Origin of the sequence: Streptomyces sp. NPDC050534, assembly GCF_044457745.1 — a bacterium.
Taxonomy (GTDB): Bacteria; Actinomycetota; Actinomycetes; order Streptomycetales; family Streptomycetaceae; genus Streptomyces.
Genome location: NZ_JBITHF010000011.1, coordinates 88,516 through 105,065 on the forward strand (window position 1 = coordinate 88,516; position 16,550 = coordinate 105,065).

10 protein-coding genes are annotated in these 16,550 nt (G+C 72.0%); 4 read left to right on the forward strand and 6 right to left on the reverse strand.

The window, feature by feature from the left end:
- Positions 1-126 precede the first annotated feature (126 nt).
- The gene (locus ACIBN2_RS32405; protein ID WP_399139745.1) at positions 127-1,491 is read right to left on the reverse strand and encodes an FAD-dependent oxidoreductase; all 1,365 of its coding nucleotides are present in this window, start codon (positions 1,489-1,491) and stop codon (positions 127-129) included.
- A gap of 161 nt (positions 1,492-1,652) precedes the next feature.
- On the opposite strand from ACIBN2_RS32405, the gene ACIBN2_RS32410 reads away from it, so the two are divergent.
- Complete coding sequence (locus ACIBN2_RS32410; RefSeq protein WP_399139747.1) at positions 1,653-2,342, forward strand: RNA polymerase sigma factor; 690 nt, start codon at positions 1,653-1,655, stop codon at positions 2,340-2,342.
- Positions 2,335-3,264, forward strand: coding sequence for a CU044_5270 family protein (locus ACIBN2_RS32415; protein ID WP_399139749.1), 930 nt, complete (start codon positions 2,335-2,337; stop codon positions 3,262-3,264). The genes ACIBN2_RS32410 and ACIBN2_RS32415 overlap by 8 nt, the downstream gene beginning before the upstream one ends.
- A gap of 52 nt (positions 3,265-3,316) precedes the next feature.
- Here the strand turns inward: ACIBN2_RS32415 and ACIBN2_RS32420 are convergent, their stop codons facing one another.
- From ACIBN2_RS32420 to ACIBN2_RS32430, 3 genes are all read right to left on the reverse strand, one after another.
- Positions 3,317-4,162, reverse strand: coding sequence for a chitosanase (locus tag ACIBN2_RS32420; protein ID WP_399139750.1), 846 nt, complete (start codon positions 4,160-4,162; stop codon positions 3,317-3,319).
- Between the two features lie 165 nt (positions 4,163-4,327).
- Complete coding sequence (locus tag ACIBN2_RS32425; RefSeq protein WP_399139752.1) at positions 4,328-7,132, reverse strand: SpoIIE family protein phosphatase; 2,805 nt, start codon at positions 7,130-7,132, stop codon at positions 4,328-4,330.
- Between the two features lie 278 nt (positions 7,133-7,410).
- Positions 7,411-9,975 carry a SpoIIE family protein phosphatase gene (locus ACIBN2_RS32430; protein ID WP_399139754.1) on the reverse strand — a complete coding sequence of 855 codons (2,565 nt, stop codon included), beginning with the start codon at positions 9,973-9,975 and terminating at the stop codon, positions 7,411-7,413.
- A 199-nt stretch (positions 9,976-10,174) separates the two neighbouring features.
- Here ACIBN2_RS32430 and ACIBN2_RS32435 point away from each other — a divergent pair, with 199 nt between their 5' ends.
- Both ACIBN2_RS32435 and ACIBN2_RS32440 read left to right on the forward strand, forming a co-directional pair.
- Complete coding sequence (locus ACIBN2_RS32435; protein WP_399139756.1) at positions 10,175-11,587, forward strand: cytochrome P450; 1,413 nt, start codon at positions 10,175-10,177, stop codon at positions 11,585-11,587.
- A gap of 86 nt (positions 11,588-11,673) precedes the next feature.
- Entirely contained in the window at positions 11,674-12,306 is a 633-nt protein-coding gene (locus ACIBN2_RS32440) for a GNAT family N-acetyltransferase (RefSeq protein ID WP_399139758.1), read from the forward strand.
- 24 nt (positions 12,307-12,330) lie between these two features.
- Here the strand turns inward: ACIBN2_RS32440 and ACIBN2_RS32445 are convergent, their stop codons facing one another.
- Positions 12,331-14,061: a dolichyl-phosphate-mannose--protein mannosyltransferase gene (locus tag ACIBN2_RS32445; protein WP_399139760.1), complete on the reverse strand. Its 1,731-nt coding sequence runs from the start codon at positions 14,059-14,061 to the stop codon at positions 12,331-12,333.
- Between the two features lie 73 nt (positions 14,062-14,134).
- The gene (locus ACIBN2_RS32450; protein ID WP_399139762.1) at positions 14,135-16,549 is read right to left on the reverse strand and encodes a GH92 family glycosyl hydrolase; all 2,415 of its coding nucleotides are present in this window, start codon (positions 16,547-16,549) and stop codon (positions 14,135-14,137) included.
- Position 16,550: the final 1 nt, after the last annotated feature.

Genomic DNA, 16,550 nt, shown 5'->3' on the forward strand with positions numbered 1-16,550 from the left:
CGGCGCGCCCCCCCCCCCCCCCGGGGGCGCCGCCCCCCCCCCCCGCCCCCCCCGGGGGGGGGGGGGGCCCCCCCCCGGCGCCCCCCCCGGGGGGGGGCCCCCCCCCCCCCCCCCCCCCCCCCCCGGTCACGCGCCGCTCTCGCGGAGCATGTCCTCACGCTCGACGATCTTCACGCGCTCGCGGCCCTGCGGCTCGCCCAGCGCCTTCTCCGCGGCGTCCAGCTTGTACCAGCCGTCCCAGGTGGTGAAGCGGACGTCGCGCTCGCCCAGGAACGCCTCCACGGCCTCAGGCTCCGGCGAGGCGGGGGTCTGCAGACGGCCGCCCGCGTAGTCGTCCAGCAGGTTGGCCACCGTCTCGTTGGCGTCGCCCTTGGTGTGGCCGATGAGGCCGACCGGGCCGCGCCGGATCCAGCCGGTGACGTACGTCGACCGGAGGTGCTCGCCGGACTCCTGGACGACCCGGCCGCCCTTGTCCGGGACGGTGCCCGACTCGATGTCCCAGGGGAGCTTGGGGAGCTTGTCGGAGAGGTAGCCGACCGCGCGGTAGACCGCGGTGACGTCCCAGTCCTTGAACTCCCCGGTGCCCTTGACGTTGCCGGTGCCGTCGAGGGCGGTGCGCTCGGTGCGCAGGCCTACGACCTTGCCGTCCTCGCCGAGCACCTCGGTGGGCGACTCGAAGAAGTGCAGGAACAGCTTGTGCGGGCGGTCGCCGACGTCGCGGATCGCCCAGTTCTCCAGCGTCTTGGCGACCATGTCGGCCTGCTTGTTGCCGCGCCGGGTCTCGATCGAGCCCGCGTCGTAGTCGATGTCCTCGGGGTCGACGATGACCTCGATGGTGGGGGAGTGGTCCAGCTCCCGCAGCTCCATCGGGGAGAACTTCGCCTGCGCCGGGCCGCGGCGGCCGAATACGTGGATCTCCAGCGCCTTGTTGGCTTTCAGGCCCTCGTGCACGTTCGGCGGGATCTCCGTCGGCAGCAGCTCGTCGCCCGTCTTGGCGAGGATGCGGGCGACGTCGAGGGCGACGTTGCCGACGCCGAGCACGGCGACCTTCTCCGCCTCCAGCGGCCAGGTGCGCGGCACGTCCGGGTGACCGTCGTACCAGGACACGAAGTCGGCCGCGCCGTACGAGCCGTCGAGGTCGATGCCGGGTATGCGCAGCTCGCGGTCGGCGGTCGCGCCCGTCGAGAAGATCACCGCGTCGTAGAAGGTCCGCAGGTCGTCCAGGCTGATGTCGTTCGGGTAGTCGACGTTGCCGAAGAGACGGATCTGCGGCTTGTCGAGCACCTGGTGCAGGGCCGTGATGATGCCCTTGATGCGGGGGTGGTCGGGGGCGACGCCGTAGCGGATCAGTCCGAACGGCGCGGGCATGCGCTCGAAGATGTCGATGGACACACCGGGTTCGGCGGCCACGTCGGACTTGAGCAGCGCGTCGGCTGCGTAGATCCCGGCGGGGCCGGCTCCGACGATGGCTACCCGCAGGGGGCGGGGCATGATCAGGTTCCCTTCGAGCGGCGAAAAGATCGACTCGAACAGGAAGCCTAAACTAAGGCAAACCTAAGTCGGTACACGGGTCCGGTCTATGAGCTCATAAATCAAGTTTATGGGCCGGAGGATGGAACCCGAACGCGGTCATCGGCCAACAGGAGTCGACCATGCCCGCGACCTCGAGGTACATCCATGAACCTGAAAGGCGACCAGTGACCGCCCTGCCGAGCATCGGGGCACGTTCCGACCCCGGCGCACACGACGACCGTGTGACCGACGCCTCGATCGTCGAACGGTCCTGGAGTGAGCCCGACGTGTTCGCGGTGCTCTTCAACCGCTACGCCGACGACATCCACCGCTACGCGGCCAAGAGGCTCGGCGCGGAGGCGGCCGACGACCTGATGGCCGAGACCTTCGTGATCGCCTTCCAGCGGCGACGCGGCTACGACCTCTCGCGGCCGCACGCGCGGCCCTGGCTGTACGGGATCGTCACCAACCTCGTCGGCCAGCACCGGCGCGCGGAGGCCCGCCGGCTCAAGGCGCTCGCGCGCGCCGCGGGTGCGTCCCCGGCCGAGGGCGAGCCCCTCGCGGACCGGGTGGCGGCGCGGGTCAGCGCCGAGCACTCCCGTGCCCGGCTCGCCGGGGCGCTGGCCGGGTTGCCCGCCCGTCACCGGGACGTGCTGCTGCTGATCGCCTGGGGCGATCTCGACTACGCGGAAGCGGCGCAGGCCCTGGGCGTGCCGGTCGGCACGGTGCGCTCGCGGCTGCACCGCGCGCGGGCCAAGCTGCGCCAGGCGCTGGGCGGTTCGGATCCCACCGCACTTCACGAGGAGACCGAGGAGACCGATCGTGGATGACCTCACCGCGGTGCGTGAACTGACCGACGACGTAACCGAGTTGAGTGACGAGGCGCGCGCGGCCGCCCGTGTCCGGCTGCAGCGTGCCATCGTGCAGGAGGGCCGTTCGCGACCGCTGTCCCGGCGGCTGATGCTCAGGACCGCCGTCGCCGGCACGGCCGCGGCGGCGGTCGCGGGAGGTGTCGTTCTCGCCACACGGCATGAACCGGACACGGACACACCGCAGTTGACCGCCCTGAGCGCGGCGCAGCTGCTGCGCAAGGCCGCGGTCAGGTCTCGGGCGGACGGCGCCGGGACGCCGATTCCGCGCGACGACCAGTACGTCTACACCAGGACCTACATCACGCGGACGTACGCGAAGGACGGCAGAACCAGGACCTGGACGGACGAGAGCTGGCTCTCCGTGGACGGCTCCAGGCCCTCCCGGCGCGAGGAGCACGGCACGGTCCACAACGATCCCCCGCTGGGCGAGCACGAGGTGATGGTGCCGCCGACCCGGTACAGCCAGCTGGCGAAGTGGCCGACGGACCCGGGCAAGTTGCTCAAGTGGCTCCGGATGGGTACGGACACGGAAGAGGGTTACCGGGAAGCGTTCGTGAACGCGTGTCAGTTCTTCGTGGTGCCGCGGGTGATGCCGCCCGGTCTGGAGGCGGCGACCTTCGAGGCCGTCGCGCGGATTCCCGGCATCCGGATCGACCGCCAGGCGGTGGACGCCCTCGGCCGCCGCGGAATCGCGGTCTCGTACCCGGATTTCGACTTCGCCTTCGTCTTCGACGCGCACACGACTGCCTACCTGGGCATGCGCCTGACCGGCAGCACCGTGACGTACCACGGCCGCAAGGCCGTGCACCACGGCTGGTACCACGAGGTGAGCGCCCTGCGGGAGCTGGGCGTCGTGGACCGGATCGGGCAGCGCCCGTAGACCCGGGCCGCCGTACCGCGCAGGGGGCGGTACGGCAGCCCGGGGGCCGGCGTCAGCCGATGTGGTAACTGTCGCCGTACACCTTCCAGTTCAGCGGTGTGTTCAGGCACAGGTTGCCGTTGCGCAGGAAGACCCGCTGCTCCGTGTCCACCCGGCTGGTGTCGCTGTGGGCCTCCTCCTGCTTCATCGCCCACACCCGCGCGTCGAGGAAGGCGTTGAGATACGTCGTCTCGTCGCCGCCCTGCGCCGGCGGCTTGGCCTTGTTGAGGGCGCGCTTGCGGATGTTGCGGAAGCTGGTCGGGTCGTCGCCGTCGCCGTGCATCACGATGGCGTCGTAGTAGGCGAACTGGCCCAGCGTGCCGAGCCTGTCGGACTTGCCCTGGCTCACGGCCGGGTTGAAGTACACCCGGTCCCGCTCGTCGTTCTGCGCCTGCTGGAACGCGCCGTCCTGGGCCGCCTTCGCCCAGTCCCGGGGGAAGCCGGGGTCCAGGCCGTCGTGCGAGTCGGTGCCGTTCACCGAGCGCAGCGCCGGGAGGTACTTGGCCAGGACGTTGCCGGGCTTGCGGTCCGTGTAGAGCTGGACCAGGTCGAGCATGTCGCCGGTGCCGGAGCAGAAGCCGATGATCCCGGCGGTGTAGCCGCGGCCGTCGCCGATGTCCTCGATGTACTTGTACTGCGCCTTCCAGTCGAGCGAGGAGTTCTCCGCGCTCGACACCAGCTTCATGGCGATCTCCTTCTTCGCCGCGTCGTCGAGCGGTGTGCAGGCCGCGGCCGCGGAGGCGGAGGCGTGCGACGGCCTGAGGAGGGGGACGGCGGCCAGGGAGGCGGCGGCCGCCGCGAGGACGGTACGGCGCGCGAGTCGGGTGGAGCGTACGGGGTCGCCGGAGTGGTGCGTCACGGAGTCTCCAAATCGTGGTGGGGGGTGGGGAGTTGGCCGTACGTGACACTGATAGGAAGGTTTCCTATCAGCTGTGGCCGAGGGAGAACACCCGTAGCGGAGGAAGTTCGTAGGGACGCACGAAGAAGGTACGGACCAAAAGGGATGAGACGGGGCAGAGGCGCGTCAGGGCAGCGGCTGCTCGGCCCAGATGACCTTGCCGTCGGGGGTGTAGCGGGTGCCCCACCGCTCGGCGAGCTGGGCGACCAGGAACAGGCCGCGGCCGCCCTCGTCCGTCATCGCCGCGTACCGCAGATGCGGCGAGGTGCTGCTGCTGTCGAAGACCTCGCAGATCAGGGTGCGGTCCAGCAGCACGCGGACGTGGATGGGGTCGGCGCCGTAGCGGATGGCGTTGGTGACCAGCTCGCTCAGGATGAGCTCCGAACTGAAGGTCAGCTCCTCGAGACCCCACTCGGTGAGCCGGCTGCTGACCGACGCCCGTACCTCGCCGACCGCCGCCGGGTCGTTGGGCACCTGCCATTCGGCGATGTGGTCGGCGGGCAGGGCCCGGGTGCGGGCGACGAGCAGGGCGACGTCGTCACTGGGCTTGGCCGGCAGCTGGGACTCGAGCACCGACCGGCAGGTCTCCTCCGGCGAGGAACCGGCGCGTTCCAGCGCGCCCCGCAGGAGTTCGAGCCCCTCGTCGATGTCCCGGCCGCGGTCCTCGACGAGCCCGTCCGTGTACAGCACGAGACGACTGCCCGCCTCCAGCGTGAGCTCGGCGGTCTCGAACGGCAGGCCGCCGAGGCCGAGCGGGGGCCCGGCCGGCACGTCGGGGAAGTCGACGTGCCCGTCGGGCTGGATCAGGGCGGGCGGCGGATGGCCGGCCCGTGCGATCGCGCACACCCGCGACACCGGGTCGTAGACGGCGTACAGGCAGGTGGCGCCGGTGACCGGTGCGCTGTCGCCCTCCGAGGTCTCGTCCTGGTCGATGCGGCCGACCAACTCGTCCAGCAGCGCGAGGAGTTCGTCGGGCGGCAGGTCGAGCGCGGAGAAGTTGTGGACCGCCGTGCGCAGCCGTCCCATGGTGGCCGCGGCGTGCAGCCCGTGCCCGACGACGTCGCCGACGACGAGCGCCACGCGGGCACCCGGTAGCGGCAGGACGTCGAACCAGTCGCCGCCGACCCCGGCCTGCGCGGGCAGATAGCGGTAGGCGATGTCGAGCGCGGACTGCTCGGGCAGCGTGCGCGGCAGGAGGCTGCGCTGCAGGGTGACGGCCATGCTGTGCTCGCGCGTGTAGCGGCGGGCGTTGTCGATGGAGACCGCGGCGCGCGTCACCAGCTCCTCGGCGAGGGCCAGTTCCTCCGCGTCGAAGGGGGCCTGCTTCTCCGACCGCCAGAAGCTCACCACGCCCAGGACCAGGGTGCCGGCGCGCAGCGGCACCGTGATCAGCGAGTGGATGCCGTAGTCCACGACCTGCGCGGTGCGCTCCAGGTCCTGCGCGTGCCAGCCGGGCGCCGACGCGAGATGGGGCTCCAGCACCGCCTGACCCGAGCGCAGGCTGCGGGCCTGCGGCGAGGTGTCGACGTATCTGATCTGCCGGCCCACCTTGTACAGCGGGGCGTCCTCGCGGACCCCGCGCGACGCGGTACGGCGCACGGCCGTCGCCCCCTCCGGCTGGCCGCCGTCCAGCACGGCGTCGAACAGGTCGACCGTCGCGAAGTCGGCGAACCGGGGCACGGCGAGCTCAGCCAGCTCCTCCGCGGTGCGGGTGACGTCCAGGCTCGTGCCGATGCCCACGCCGGCGTCGTAGAGCATGTTGAGGCGTTCCCGCGCGGTCTCGGCCCGGCCGGACAGAGCGCGCAGCTCGGTCGAGTCGCGGAGCGTGGCGACGCTGCCCGGCGGGCCGCCCCGGACGTCGGTGGGCCGCTGGTTGACGGCCAGCAGCCGGTCCTTGACCAGGTGCACCTCGTCCGTGGCCACGCGGCCGGAGGCCAGCAGCTCCGCGGTGTCGGGGTCGAGGCCCAGGTCGAGGACGTGCCGGCCCTCCGCGTCCGCGGGCAGGTCGAGCAGGCGTTGCGCCTCGTCGTTGGCGAGCAGCAGTCTGCCCTCGCCGCTGACGATGAGCACGCCCTCGCGCACCGCGTGCAGCACCGCGTCGTGGTGCTCGTACATGCGGGTCATCTCGTGCGGGCCCAGGCCGTGCGTCTGCCGCAGCAGCCGTCTGCTCACCAGCGCCGTGCCCGCCGTGGCGAGGGCGAGTCCCACGGCGGCGGCCATCAGGACGAGCGGCAGCTGGTGGTTGGCGGCACCGCCCACGTTCTTGGTCGTGATGCCCGCCGACACCAGGCCCACGACCTTGCCGCCGGGATCCTCGACCGGCACGACGGCCTGCACCAGCCGCCCGATCGTCCCGTTGATCTCCTCGACCACGGTCCCACCGGCCAGCGCGGGAGCGATGGTGCCCACGAACTTCTTGCCGATGCGGTTCGGCTTGGGGTGGGTGTAACGGATGCCGTCGGTGTTCATGACGACGATGAAGTCCACGCCCGTCGCCTTGCGGGCGGCCTCCGCGCGTGGCTGCAGGATCGCCGTGGGGTGGGGGGAGCTCAGGGCCGCGCGGGTGCCGGGTGCGTTGGCGAACGCCTGGGCCACCGCGACCGAGCGGTTGCGGGCCTCCTGCGTGCTGTCGTGCCGGGCCTGCAGATACAGCGCCCCCACCGCGGCGACCACCAGCAACAGCACGATGACCACCTGCAGGACGAACACCTGCCTGGCGATGGTCCGACCCGTCAGGGCCGACCGCAGGGCCGCGACGCGCCCCGGCTCCGTTTCACCTGAGTGGCCCTTCCGGTGGGTGAACGCTCCTGCCGGCGTCCGCGTCGCTTGCTGTCCGTGCGCTCCGTGGGCACGAATGCTCCCGCGGCGGGCGCGAGGACCGCCGGGACGCCGGTGCGACCGCGTCCCGGAACGGTCCGGAAGACGGACCATGTGCCCATGTCTACACTGCCGAGCCGCATGAGGCGAGAGGCGTCACAGAGGGTGACAGGGCCTGTGGGGGTGCCGACGGAGGTGCCTGCGGCGAGGTGGCGGGACAGCTGACCACTGGGTCTCGTCCGCGGAGCCGGGGACGGCGACGGCGTCGGGGGCGCCGTTGGGGTGGCCGGCCGTCGTGGTCCGGCGGCTGCCGGTCGGGGCCGCTGACCGGCACGATCCGGCACGGACCACCCCCGCCGGCCCTCCATGTGCGGGTGCCGCGGGCGGCAGCGTCACCGTCCGGTTCCCTCCGCCGCCCGCCGCGTCGCCAGGAGCAGGGCGATGTCGTCCGGGCGGTCCCTGGTGTGGCGGGCCAGGGCCGTGAGGCGGTCGGCGATTCCGGCGAGGGTGCGGCGGCTCGGGCGGTTGGCGGGGGCACCGACCTTCGACAGGGCCACGCGCAGGGCCGTGATGCCGTCGTCGATGTCGACGCCGGGGCGTTCCACGAGTCCGTCCGTGTAGAGCGCGAGGACGGCGCCCGGTTCGATCTGCAGCTCGGAGACGGGGTAGTGGGCCTGCTGATCCACCCCGAGCACGACCCCGCCCGGCAGATCCAGCACCTCGGTGTGGCCGTCCGGGTGACGCAGCAGGGGTGGTGGGTGCCCCGCGCGGGCGACGCGCGCCAGACCCGACGCCGGGTCCAGCCGGATGTAGCAGCAGCTCGCGAACTGACCGGGGTCGAGGTCGATGAGCAGATGGTTGGTGCCGCTCATCACCTCGTCGGGCGGACGGTCGCCGAGCGCGAACGCCCGCACCGCGCTGCGCAGTTGGCCCATGGTGGCCGCGGCCTGCACGCCGTGTCCCTGCACGTCGCCGATGACCAGCGCCAGACCGTCCCCGGCCTCCACGACGTCGTACCAGTCGCCACCCACCTCCATGCCCTGGGTGCCGGGCAGATACCGCCCGGTGGTCTCCACCAGCGGGTTGGCCGACAGCCGGCGGGGGAGCAGGGCCTGCTGCAGCCCGCGCGCGAGCGCCGCCTCGCTCTCGTAGCGCTGCGCCTTCTCCATGGCGTGCGCGATCAGCCCGGCGAGAGCGGTGAGCACCGTACGTTCCTCGGTGCTGAAACTGCGGGACCGGTCGAAGCCCAGGATGCAGGAGCCGACCGGCCGCCCCGAGGCGATCAGCGGCAGGAAGGCGCGGGCGCCCTCGTCCGCGTCCAGCGCGATCCCGGGGTAGGCGGCCGCCAGCTGCTCCATCGAGTCGAAGAAGATCGGCCGGCCCGTGGTCAGCGTCTCCACGCCGGGGAGCCGGGCGTCCAGGCCCACACCCTCGAAGGGCGCGAGAAACCCTGTGGGGAAGCCGTTCTCCCAGGACAGGTACAGGTGGCGTTCCTGGAGCAGATAGATGGCGAGCCTGCGGCCGCCGAACGCGGGCAGCACCTCGCGCATCACCACGGCCGCCACCTGACGCGCCGTGACCGCCTCGGACAGCGCGATGGCGAGCACGATGGGCCGGTACAGCGGAGCCATCGAAGGGGTCGCCGGGGACGGGGACCCGACCGGCAGGGGCTCCGGCGCGAGGTCAGCGGCGCCGTCCGTCACCCGGTTCGCCGGACGGAACGTGCACGTCAGCACGTCCGGGCCCGGATAGACACACACATCGAGCCAGGTGCCTTCGTACGACGGCGCACCGCTCTCGTACGACGCCGGGCCGCGCTCCCCGACGCCTTTGCCGGGCCGTTCCAGATGGAAGCGCACCGGCCCCGGGGAGAGCAGCGCGCTGCGCAGATGGTCCTCGACGGCCGGCTGGTTCAGCCAGGGCACGCCCTCCCACAGCGGACGGCTGAGCAGCTGCGTCCGTGAACGGCGCAGCAGCTGTCCGGCGCGCGGGTTGGCGTAGAGGATCAGCCCCAGCCGGTCCAGGCAGAGCACTCCCTCGGGCAGCAGGTCGGCCGCGGCGTCCGCGGCCGCGCCGGGTCCGGGATCGACGACGAAGCCGCGGACGGGGTGCGCGCCCGACGGGGTGCCGGGCGGGGAGGGGGAGGCGTACGGACTCCACAGCTCCACCAGCCGCAGCGCGCCGTCCTCGGACCGCACGTACAGCGGCAGCGGCGGTGGCCGGCCGGCGGCGGTCTCCCTCAGCGCGGTCAGGACCCGCTCCGTCTCGGCCGGGGCCACGGCGTACGCGAGCGCCTGCACCGACGTGGCGAACTCGTCGGCCGGCACCCCCAGCAGCGCGGGCAGCCGCACGTCCGCCGTCACCACGTCCGTCACCGGATCCCAGGCGAATCCCCCGGCGCGCCCCGCGGGCGGGCGGGTGCCGGGCGGCCGTACGCACATGGGCTCGCCGTCCCAGGCGACCGACGGCTTGCCGCCGTCCTCCAGGCGCAGCAGGGACGCGCCGAGGTCCTCGGCCAGCCGGACCATCCGGTCGCGGTGGTGCAGCAGCTCGGTCGCGTCCGTCGCGGAGGGACACAGGACGGTCAGGACACCGAAGGTCGTCGTGCCGCCCACGATGGGCACGTACAGCGACCCGAACTGGAACGGCAGCCCCGCCGCGAACTGGGGATACCGCCGCATCGTCTCCGTCGCGTTCGGCAGCACCACCTGCACACCGAGCCGGTACGCGTCCGCCACCGGGAACGGCCGGTCCACATGCATCCGCCACCATGGCCGGAACAGCGGCCCCGGCAGCCCCGTGAGCACCGCCAGCCGCAGCAGCCCGGGCGTGCCGGAGCGCAGATAGACCCCGCCCGCGTGGCCCTCTGCCGCACCGACCGCCTCGGTCGAGACGTCGATCAGCAGCGAGGCCAGCTGCCCGGGGCTCCGCTGTGCATCCTCCGCACTCCGCGTCATCGGCCCTACCTCGTCCGTACGCCGCCAGAAGCGACACAGCAAGAATGCGCCACCACGGGGCTGCAGCGCACCTGCGCGGCGCAATACGGCACACGGACCTCGATGTGACGCAGTGATCACGGCGCCGGTGCATCGGGCGTATTGGTCATGGGCATGCATATCGGCGTTTGACTCCACCCCCACGAGGAGTGATCGCGTGATGAGCGCCCCCACACCGGCACCCATCCCCACCCCCACGGCCCCCGGCGGACTGCCACTGATCGGTCACGCACTCCGCCTCGCCCGCGACCCGCTGCCGTTCATCACCTCGCTGAGCGCATACGGCAGTGTGGTGCGCATACGCATCGGCCCCACACCCGCCTACGTGGTCACGGACCCCGCACTGACCCGCCGGGTCCTGGTGAGCGACGCCGCCGGCTTCACCAAGGGCGGCAAGTACTACGACGCGCTGCGGGTCTTCCTCGGTGACGGAGTCGCGACCGTCGCGGACGACGACACTCATCTGCGCAACCGCCGTCTGATGCAGCCCATGTTCAGCAAGGCGCACATCGCCGAGCGCGGCGACGCCATGGTCGATCAGGTGCGGACGACGGTCGGCGCCTGGCCCGCGGCCGAGCCGCGCGACGTGTTCGCCGACATGAACGAGATCACCCTCGCCACGTTCCTCGTCGCCGTGTTCGGCGCGGACCTGCCCGCACACCTGGAGGGCGAGTTCACCGCCCTTATGCCCGAGATCATGAAAGGAACGATTCGGCAGGTCATTCTCCCGCCCTGGATCACGCGGCTGCCGCTGCCCGCGAACCGCGCGCACGCCGACCGTGTCGCCCGCCTGCGCGCCCTCATCGACCAGGCCATCGACCATCACATCGACGTCACCGCACCCGGATCGGCTGCGGCGGACGGTGGGTCCGGCGCCGAGGCGTGCCCGTACGCGGCCGAGGCGGGCCGGCGGCAGAGCGGTCTGTTCGAGACCCTGATCGGCGCTGAGGAACAACTCGGGCGCCGGCAACTCCAGGACGAGGCCATCACCCTCCTGGCCGGCGCGATCGAGACCACGGGCACCACACTCGCCTGGACGCTGTACGAGATCGCCGGCCATCCCGCCGTCGAACGACGTCTTCGTGAGGAACTGGCCTCGGTGTGCGGGGACCGGCCGCTGCGCTACGAGGACCTCGATCAACTCCCTTACGCCCGACGGGTCCTGCAGGAGGCCATCAGAAAGTACGGAGTGTCCTGGATGGTGACGCGGACCGTCGCCCGCGACGTCGTCCTCGGCGGACACCTCGTACCCGAGGGCGCCGATGTCGTGTGGAGTCCCTATCTGCACCAGCACGACCCCGCCTACTTCCCCGACCCGGACACCTTCGACCCGGACCGTTGGGAGGCGGACCGTGTCGCGGCCACCCGAGGGTCCTTCCTCGCCTTCGGCGACGGCCGCCGCAAGTGCATCGGAGAGAACTTCGCGTGGGTCGAGCTCCAGATCATCCTCGCGACCGTCCTGCAGGTCTGGCCCCGGTTCGAGGTGACCTCCCGCCCACCTCGTCCCCAGGCCGTCGTCACGGTCAAACCCGACGCCCTGGCCATGGAGTTCCATTCGGACCCGGCCGACTGACGGGTCGGTCGAACAGCCCCCTGCACGGGAGGTCCGTCGTTCCCAACTCCTTGTGGGAGCGCTCCCAAGCGAGGCAGGATGCTGCGATGACGACGACTCCCGCCATCCGTCCCTACCGCCCCGACGACCGCGACGCCCTGGACGACATCTGCGTCCGTACCGCCCACAACGGTAAGGACAGCCGCCCCTTTTACGCCGACCCCACCATCTTCCCGGTGACGTTCGCGGCCCCGTACGCCCACCTGGAGCCGGAGCTGGCCTTCGTGCTGGACGACGGGCAGGGCCGTGCCGTCGGCTACATCCTCGGCACGGCCGACACGCCCTGCTTCGTCGACGCCTTCCGCGAGAAGTGGCTGCCACTGGTCGCGGACCGCTACCCGGAGCCGGCCGGAGAGCCGCGGACCCCGGACGAGGCCATGATCCCGTTGCTGCATCACCCCGAGCGGATGATCGTGCCCGAGGTCGCCGCCTACCCGGCCCATCTGCACATCGACCTGCTCCCCGCCTGGCAGGGCCGCGGTCACGGACGGGCGCTGATGCGGACCTTCCTCGACGCCCTGCACCAGCAGGGCGTCGCCGCCGTGCACCTCAGCATGGTCACGGCCAACACCCCGGCCCGCGCGTTCTACGACCGCCTGGGCTTTCACGAGATCGACGTGCCGGACCCCGGTCCGGTCACCTATCTCGGGCGGACCACAGGGCAGTTGGAGACGCCGTGACGGCCGGGCGGGCCGACTCCCGCGTCAGATCCAGCTGTCCAGCCACATCCGGGCATGCCAGTCGGCGTACGGGATCGTCTGCCCGGTGTAGATCGGGAAGAAGTAGATGAAGTTCCAGGCGATGAGCAGCACCAGCGCGCCCGCGCTCACCACGCCGATCAGCCGGCGTCGCTCGCCCGCCCCGGGCGGCCCCAGCAGGGCGCCCACCATCATGGCCACGGCCAGGCACAGGAACGGCACGAACACGACGGCGTAGAAGGAGAAGATCGTGCGGTCCTGGTAGTTGAACCAGGGGAGGTATCCCGCGCCGACCGCGCAGAGCACGGCGCCCGCGCGCCAGTCGCGTCGCAGCGCCCACCGGAACAGCAGGTAGAGCAGCGCGGCGCAGCCCGCCCACCACAGCAGCGGGGTGCCCAGGCCCAGGATCTCCTGCGAGCAGCCGGCGGCGGCGTGACAGCCCTCCTGTCCGGCCTTCGGCGACTCGTAGTGGAACGCCACGGGCCGCCCCTGGACCAGCCAGGCCCAGGGGTTGGACTGATAGCGGTGCGGGGTGTGCAGGCCGACGTTGAACCGGTAGACGGCATGCTCGTAGTGCCACAGGCTGCGCAGCGGGGCCGGGATCCAGGACCAGGTGCCGCCGCGGCCGTCGGCCCAGTGACGGCCGTAGCCCTTGTCGGACAGGAACCATCCGGTCCAGGTCGCCAGATAGGTCAGTACGGCGACGGGGACCATGGAGAACACCGACCAGCCGAAGTCCTTGCGCAGCGCCGCCCGGAAGGGATGGTGCGCCCCGGCCACGCGGCGGGAGCCCACGTCCCACAGGACGGTCAGAGCGGTGAAGAAGACGAGGACGTACAGGCCGTTCCACTTGCTCGCTGCGGCCAGTCCGAGCAGGACGCCGGCCGCGAGGCGCCATGGGCGCAGGCCCGTTCCGGCGTGCTCGCCGGTGTGCGCGTCGGGGCGCGCGAAGCCGTCGTCCTCGACGGGCAGGGCGGCCGCGAGCCGGGCCCGCGCCCTGTCCCGGTCGACGAGCAGACAGCCGAACGCCGCCAGTACGAAGAACATGACCACGAGGTCGAGCAGCGCGGTGCGGCTCATCACGAAGTGCAGGCCGTCCACCGCCAGCAGCGCACCGGCGAGACAGCCCAGCAGTGTGGAGCGGAACAGCCGGCGCCCTATTCGGCACAGCATGAGCACCGACAGCGTGCCGAGCAGTGCCGTCATGAAACGCCAGCCGAACGGGTCCAGGCCGAACAGTCCTTCCCCTACGGCGATCACCCACTTGCCCATCGGCGGATGCGCGACGAAGCTGCCGGCGTCGGAGAGGGGGATCACCTGGGGATGCGCCAGGATCTGCGGGTCGGCGATCTTGCGGTCCGGCCAGGTGCCCTCGTAGCCGAGCCGCAGCATCGACCAGGAGTCCTTGGCGTAGAACGTCTCGTCGAAGACGACCGCCCGTGGGCTGCCGAGGTGCCAGAAGCGGAGCGCGCCGGCGAACACGGCGACGAGCAGTGGTCCCAGCCAGCCCATGGACCGTGCGAGGCGCCGGGCCGGCCGTGGACCGATGCCCAGCCACTCCCACAGCCACGTGTCCGGTTCGGGGAACGCCGGGACCAGGCGGGCGCGGGTGTCGGTCCGCGGACCTGCGCCGTAGCCGAACCGGCGCAGCCGCTGCGCCCAGGGAGCGGGTCCGGGCCGGACCGCCGTGCGGGCGCCCTCGCCGAGGCCGGACCGTGTGGGGGTGTCACTCGTCACCGGGTCATCGTAGGGAACGCCCGTACGGGCCGGGCGCGACCCCGGTCGCGGGGGTCGCGCCCGGTGGCGTCTCCTACTCGGGCAGCGTGCCGGGGTCCGTCGCCCACCGGGTGTTCGGCTGCTGGGCGAGCCGGAAGTCGAGCCGGCCGCCGGAGAGCGTCAGGCCGGGTCCGGTCCACGACTGGTCCAGGGTCCGGCCGCCGAGGCGTACGGCGTCGACGTAGAGGTGCGTGTCGTCGGCGTCCGGCGCGGTGATCACGATGTCCTTGCGGCCGGGCCGGTCGATCACCGCGGACGGGAAGACCGGGGCGCCCAGCAGCAGCCGCGCGGTGCCCGGTGTCTGCGGATAGACGCCGAGCGCGGAGAAGACGTACCAGGCGGACATGGTGCCCAGGTCGTCGTTGCCGGGCAGGCCCGAGGGGCCCGTGCCGTACACGGTGTCGACGATCTGCCGCACGGTAGCCTGCGTCTTCCAGGGCTGCCCCAGCGCGTTGTAGAGCCAAGGGGCGTGGATTCCGGGCTCGTTGGTGGGGTCGTAGCGCAGCGCGTCGCCGCCGCGCACCGACCAGGAGCCGTCGGCCTTGTGGAAGAAGCCGTCGAGGCGGGTGGCCGCCACCTCGCGGCCGCCCATCGCGTCGGCCAGGCCCTGCACGTCCTGCGGCACCATCCAGGTGTACGTCGCGCTCGTGCCCTGCGCGAAGCCGAGGTCGCTGCCCGGGCTGAACGGCGTCACCCACGAACCGTCGAGCCTGCGTGCCTGGATGTACCCGGTGCCGGGGTTGAAGACGTTGCGCCAGTAGGCGCCCCGCTCGGTGAAGACCTTCGCCTCGCTGTCCCGGCCGAGCAGCTTCGCCCACCGGGCGAGCGCGGAGTCGGCGACGGCGTCCTCCAGGGTCTCGGCGGCCCCGCCCCAGCAGTGGCACACGTCCTGGGCGGCGTAGTGGGAGTTCAAGTACTGGGCCAGGTCGGGGCGTTGGCCGACGCACTGGCCGGGGCAGCCGGCGTCCAGGAGACCGTCGGGGTTCGGCACGGTGGCCTGGCGGACCAGGGAGTCGAAGGCGCCCCGGTAGTCGAAGTTGCGGACGCCCATGGCGTAGAACGTGGCGAGCGTCGCCGCCGAGGGGTCGCCGGTCATGACGTGGGTGGCGCCGCTGATGTGCACCCAGCGGTCCCACACTCCGCCGTTCTGCCGCGCGAAGTTGTAGAGGGACTGGGCGAAGTCGCCCGCGACCGTGGGCTTGAGCAGCGCGAGCAGCTGGATCTGGGCCCGGTACTGGTCCCAGCCCGAGAAGTTGCTGTACTGGGCGCGCTGCCCGCGGGCCAGGCGGTGGACGGCCTGGTCCATGCCCCAGTAGCGGCCGTCGGTGTCGCTGATCAGGTTCGGCTGCATGAGGGCGTGATAGAGCGCCGTGTAGAAGGTCCGGCGGCGGGCGGCGCTGCCTCCCCGCACCCGGACGACGTCCAGCTCGCGGTCCCAGGCCCGTGCGCCCGCCTCGGCCACCTGCCCGACGCTCGCGTGCGCGGGGATCTCCTCGCGCAGGTTGGCCTCGGCGCCCTTCCGGCTGACGTAGGAGATGCCGATCCGCATGTGGACATCGTTGTCAGCGCTCGTGTCGAAGCCGACCCAGCCGCCGGAGCCGCGGCCGGCCCGGTCCGCGCCCGTCGCGTAGCCCTCGCCGCCGGAGGCGGACGTCGAGCCCGGGGAGACCGTGCCGTCCTTCCAGGTGCCGGTCGAGGAGAAGGCGCGGTCGAAGGAGGCGCTGAAGTACAGCTTGTAGTAGCTCTTGCGGTTGTTGACGCCGCCGTTGGCGCGGCGGCCGCAGAAGGCGCCGGTGAGCACCCAGCCGGTCACCTTGCGGTGCGCGGCGTCGATGTCGACGTGCGCGTCCGCGCTGCCGTTCAGGGAGTTGGAGACGCGGAAGAGCAGATTGGCCGGGCGGTCGCCCGGGAACGTGAAGTCGGCGATTCCCGCGCGCTTGCTGACGGCGAGGTCGGCCTTGGCGCCGGAGGCGAGGCCCAGGGTGTAGCGGCCGGGTGTCGTCTTCTCGTCCGCGTGCGAGAAGTTCGCCGCGTAGACGGCGTCCTTGGTGTCCGCGGTCGGCGAGGACGTCACGTCGCCCACGAACGGCATGATCGGTACGTCCCCCGCCGCGCCGGGATTGCAGCCGGCGCCGTTGACATGGGTCAGGCTCAGACCGCGGATGCGGGTGGCGTTGTACTCGTAGCCGTTGGCGGCTCCGGTGCTCGTCTGGTCGCCGGTGGTGCTGGTCGGCGACCAGGCGATCATCCCGTACGGGAGCGTGGCACCGGGATAGGTGTTGCCGCCGCCCGAGGAGCCGATCAGGGGATCGACGAGCGAGGACGGGCGCTCGGTGGCGTCGGCCCCCGCGGACGGGAACGGAACGCTCAGGGCCACGGCCGTGGTCAGGAGCACAGCCGCACTTCGCGCACCGAATCGTCTTGCTGCGCGCAGCCGTTGAAGGCGCATG

Bases quoted from the DNA above. Each gene is read 5' to 3' on its own strand.
- ACIBN2_RS32430 (WP_399139754.1), bottom strand. From the start codon at position 9,975: ATGACGCGGAGTGCGGAGGATGCACAGCGGAGCCCCGGGCAGCTGGCC.
- ACIBN2_RS32405 (WP_399139745.1), bottom strand. From the start codon at position 1,491: ATGCCCCGCCCCCTGCGGGTAGCCATCGTCGGAGCCGGCCCCGCCGGG.
- ACIBN2_RS32440 (WP_399139758.1), top strand. From the start codon at position 11,674: ATGACGACGACTCCCGCCATCCGTCCCTACCGCCCCGACGACCGCGAC.
- ACIBN2_RS32450 (WP_399139762.1), bottom strand. From the start codon at position 16,549: ATGCGCCTTCAACGGCTGCGCGCAGCAAGACGATTCGGTGCGCGAAGT.
- ACIBN2_RS32425 (WP_399139752.1), bottom strand. From the start codon at position 7,132: ATGGTCCGTCTTCCGGACCGTTCCGGGACGCGGTCGCACCGGCGTCCC.
- ACIBN2_RS32410 (WP_399139747.1), top strand. From the start codon at position 1,653: ATGCCCGCGACCTCGAGGTACATCCATGAACCTGAAAGGCGACCAGTG.
- ACIBN2_RS32435 (WP_399139756.1), top strand. From the start codon at position 10,175: ATGAGCGCCCCCACACCGGCACCCATCCCCACCCCCACGGCCCCCGGC.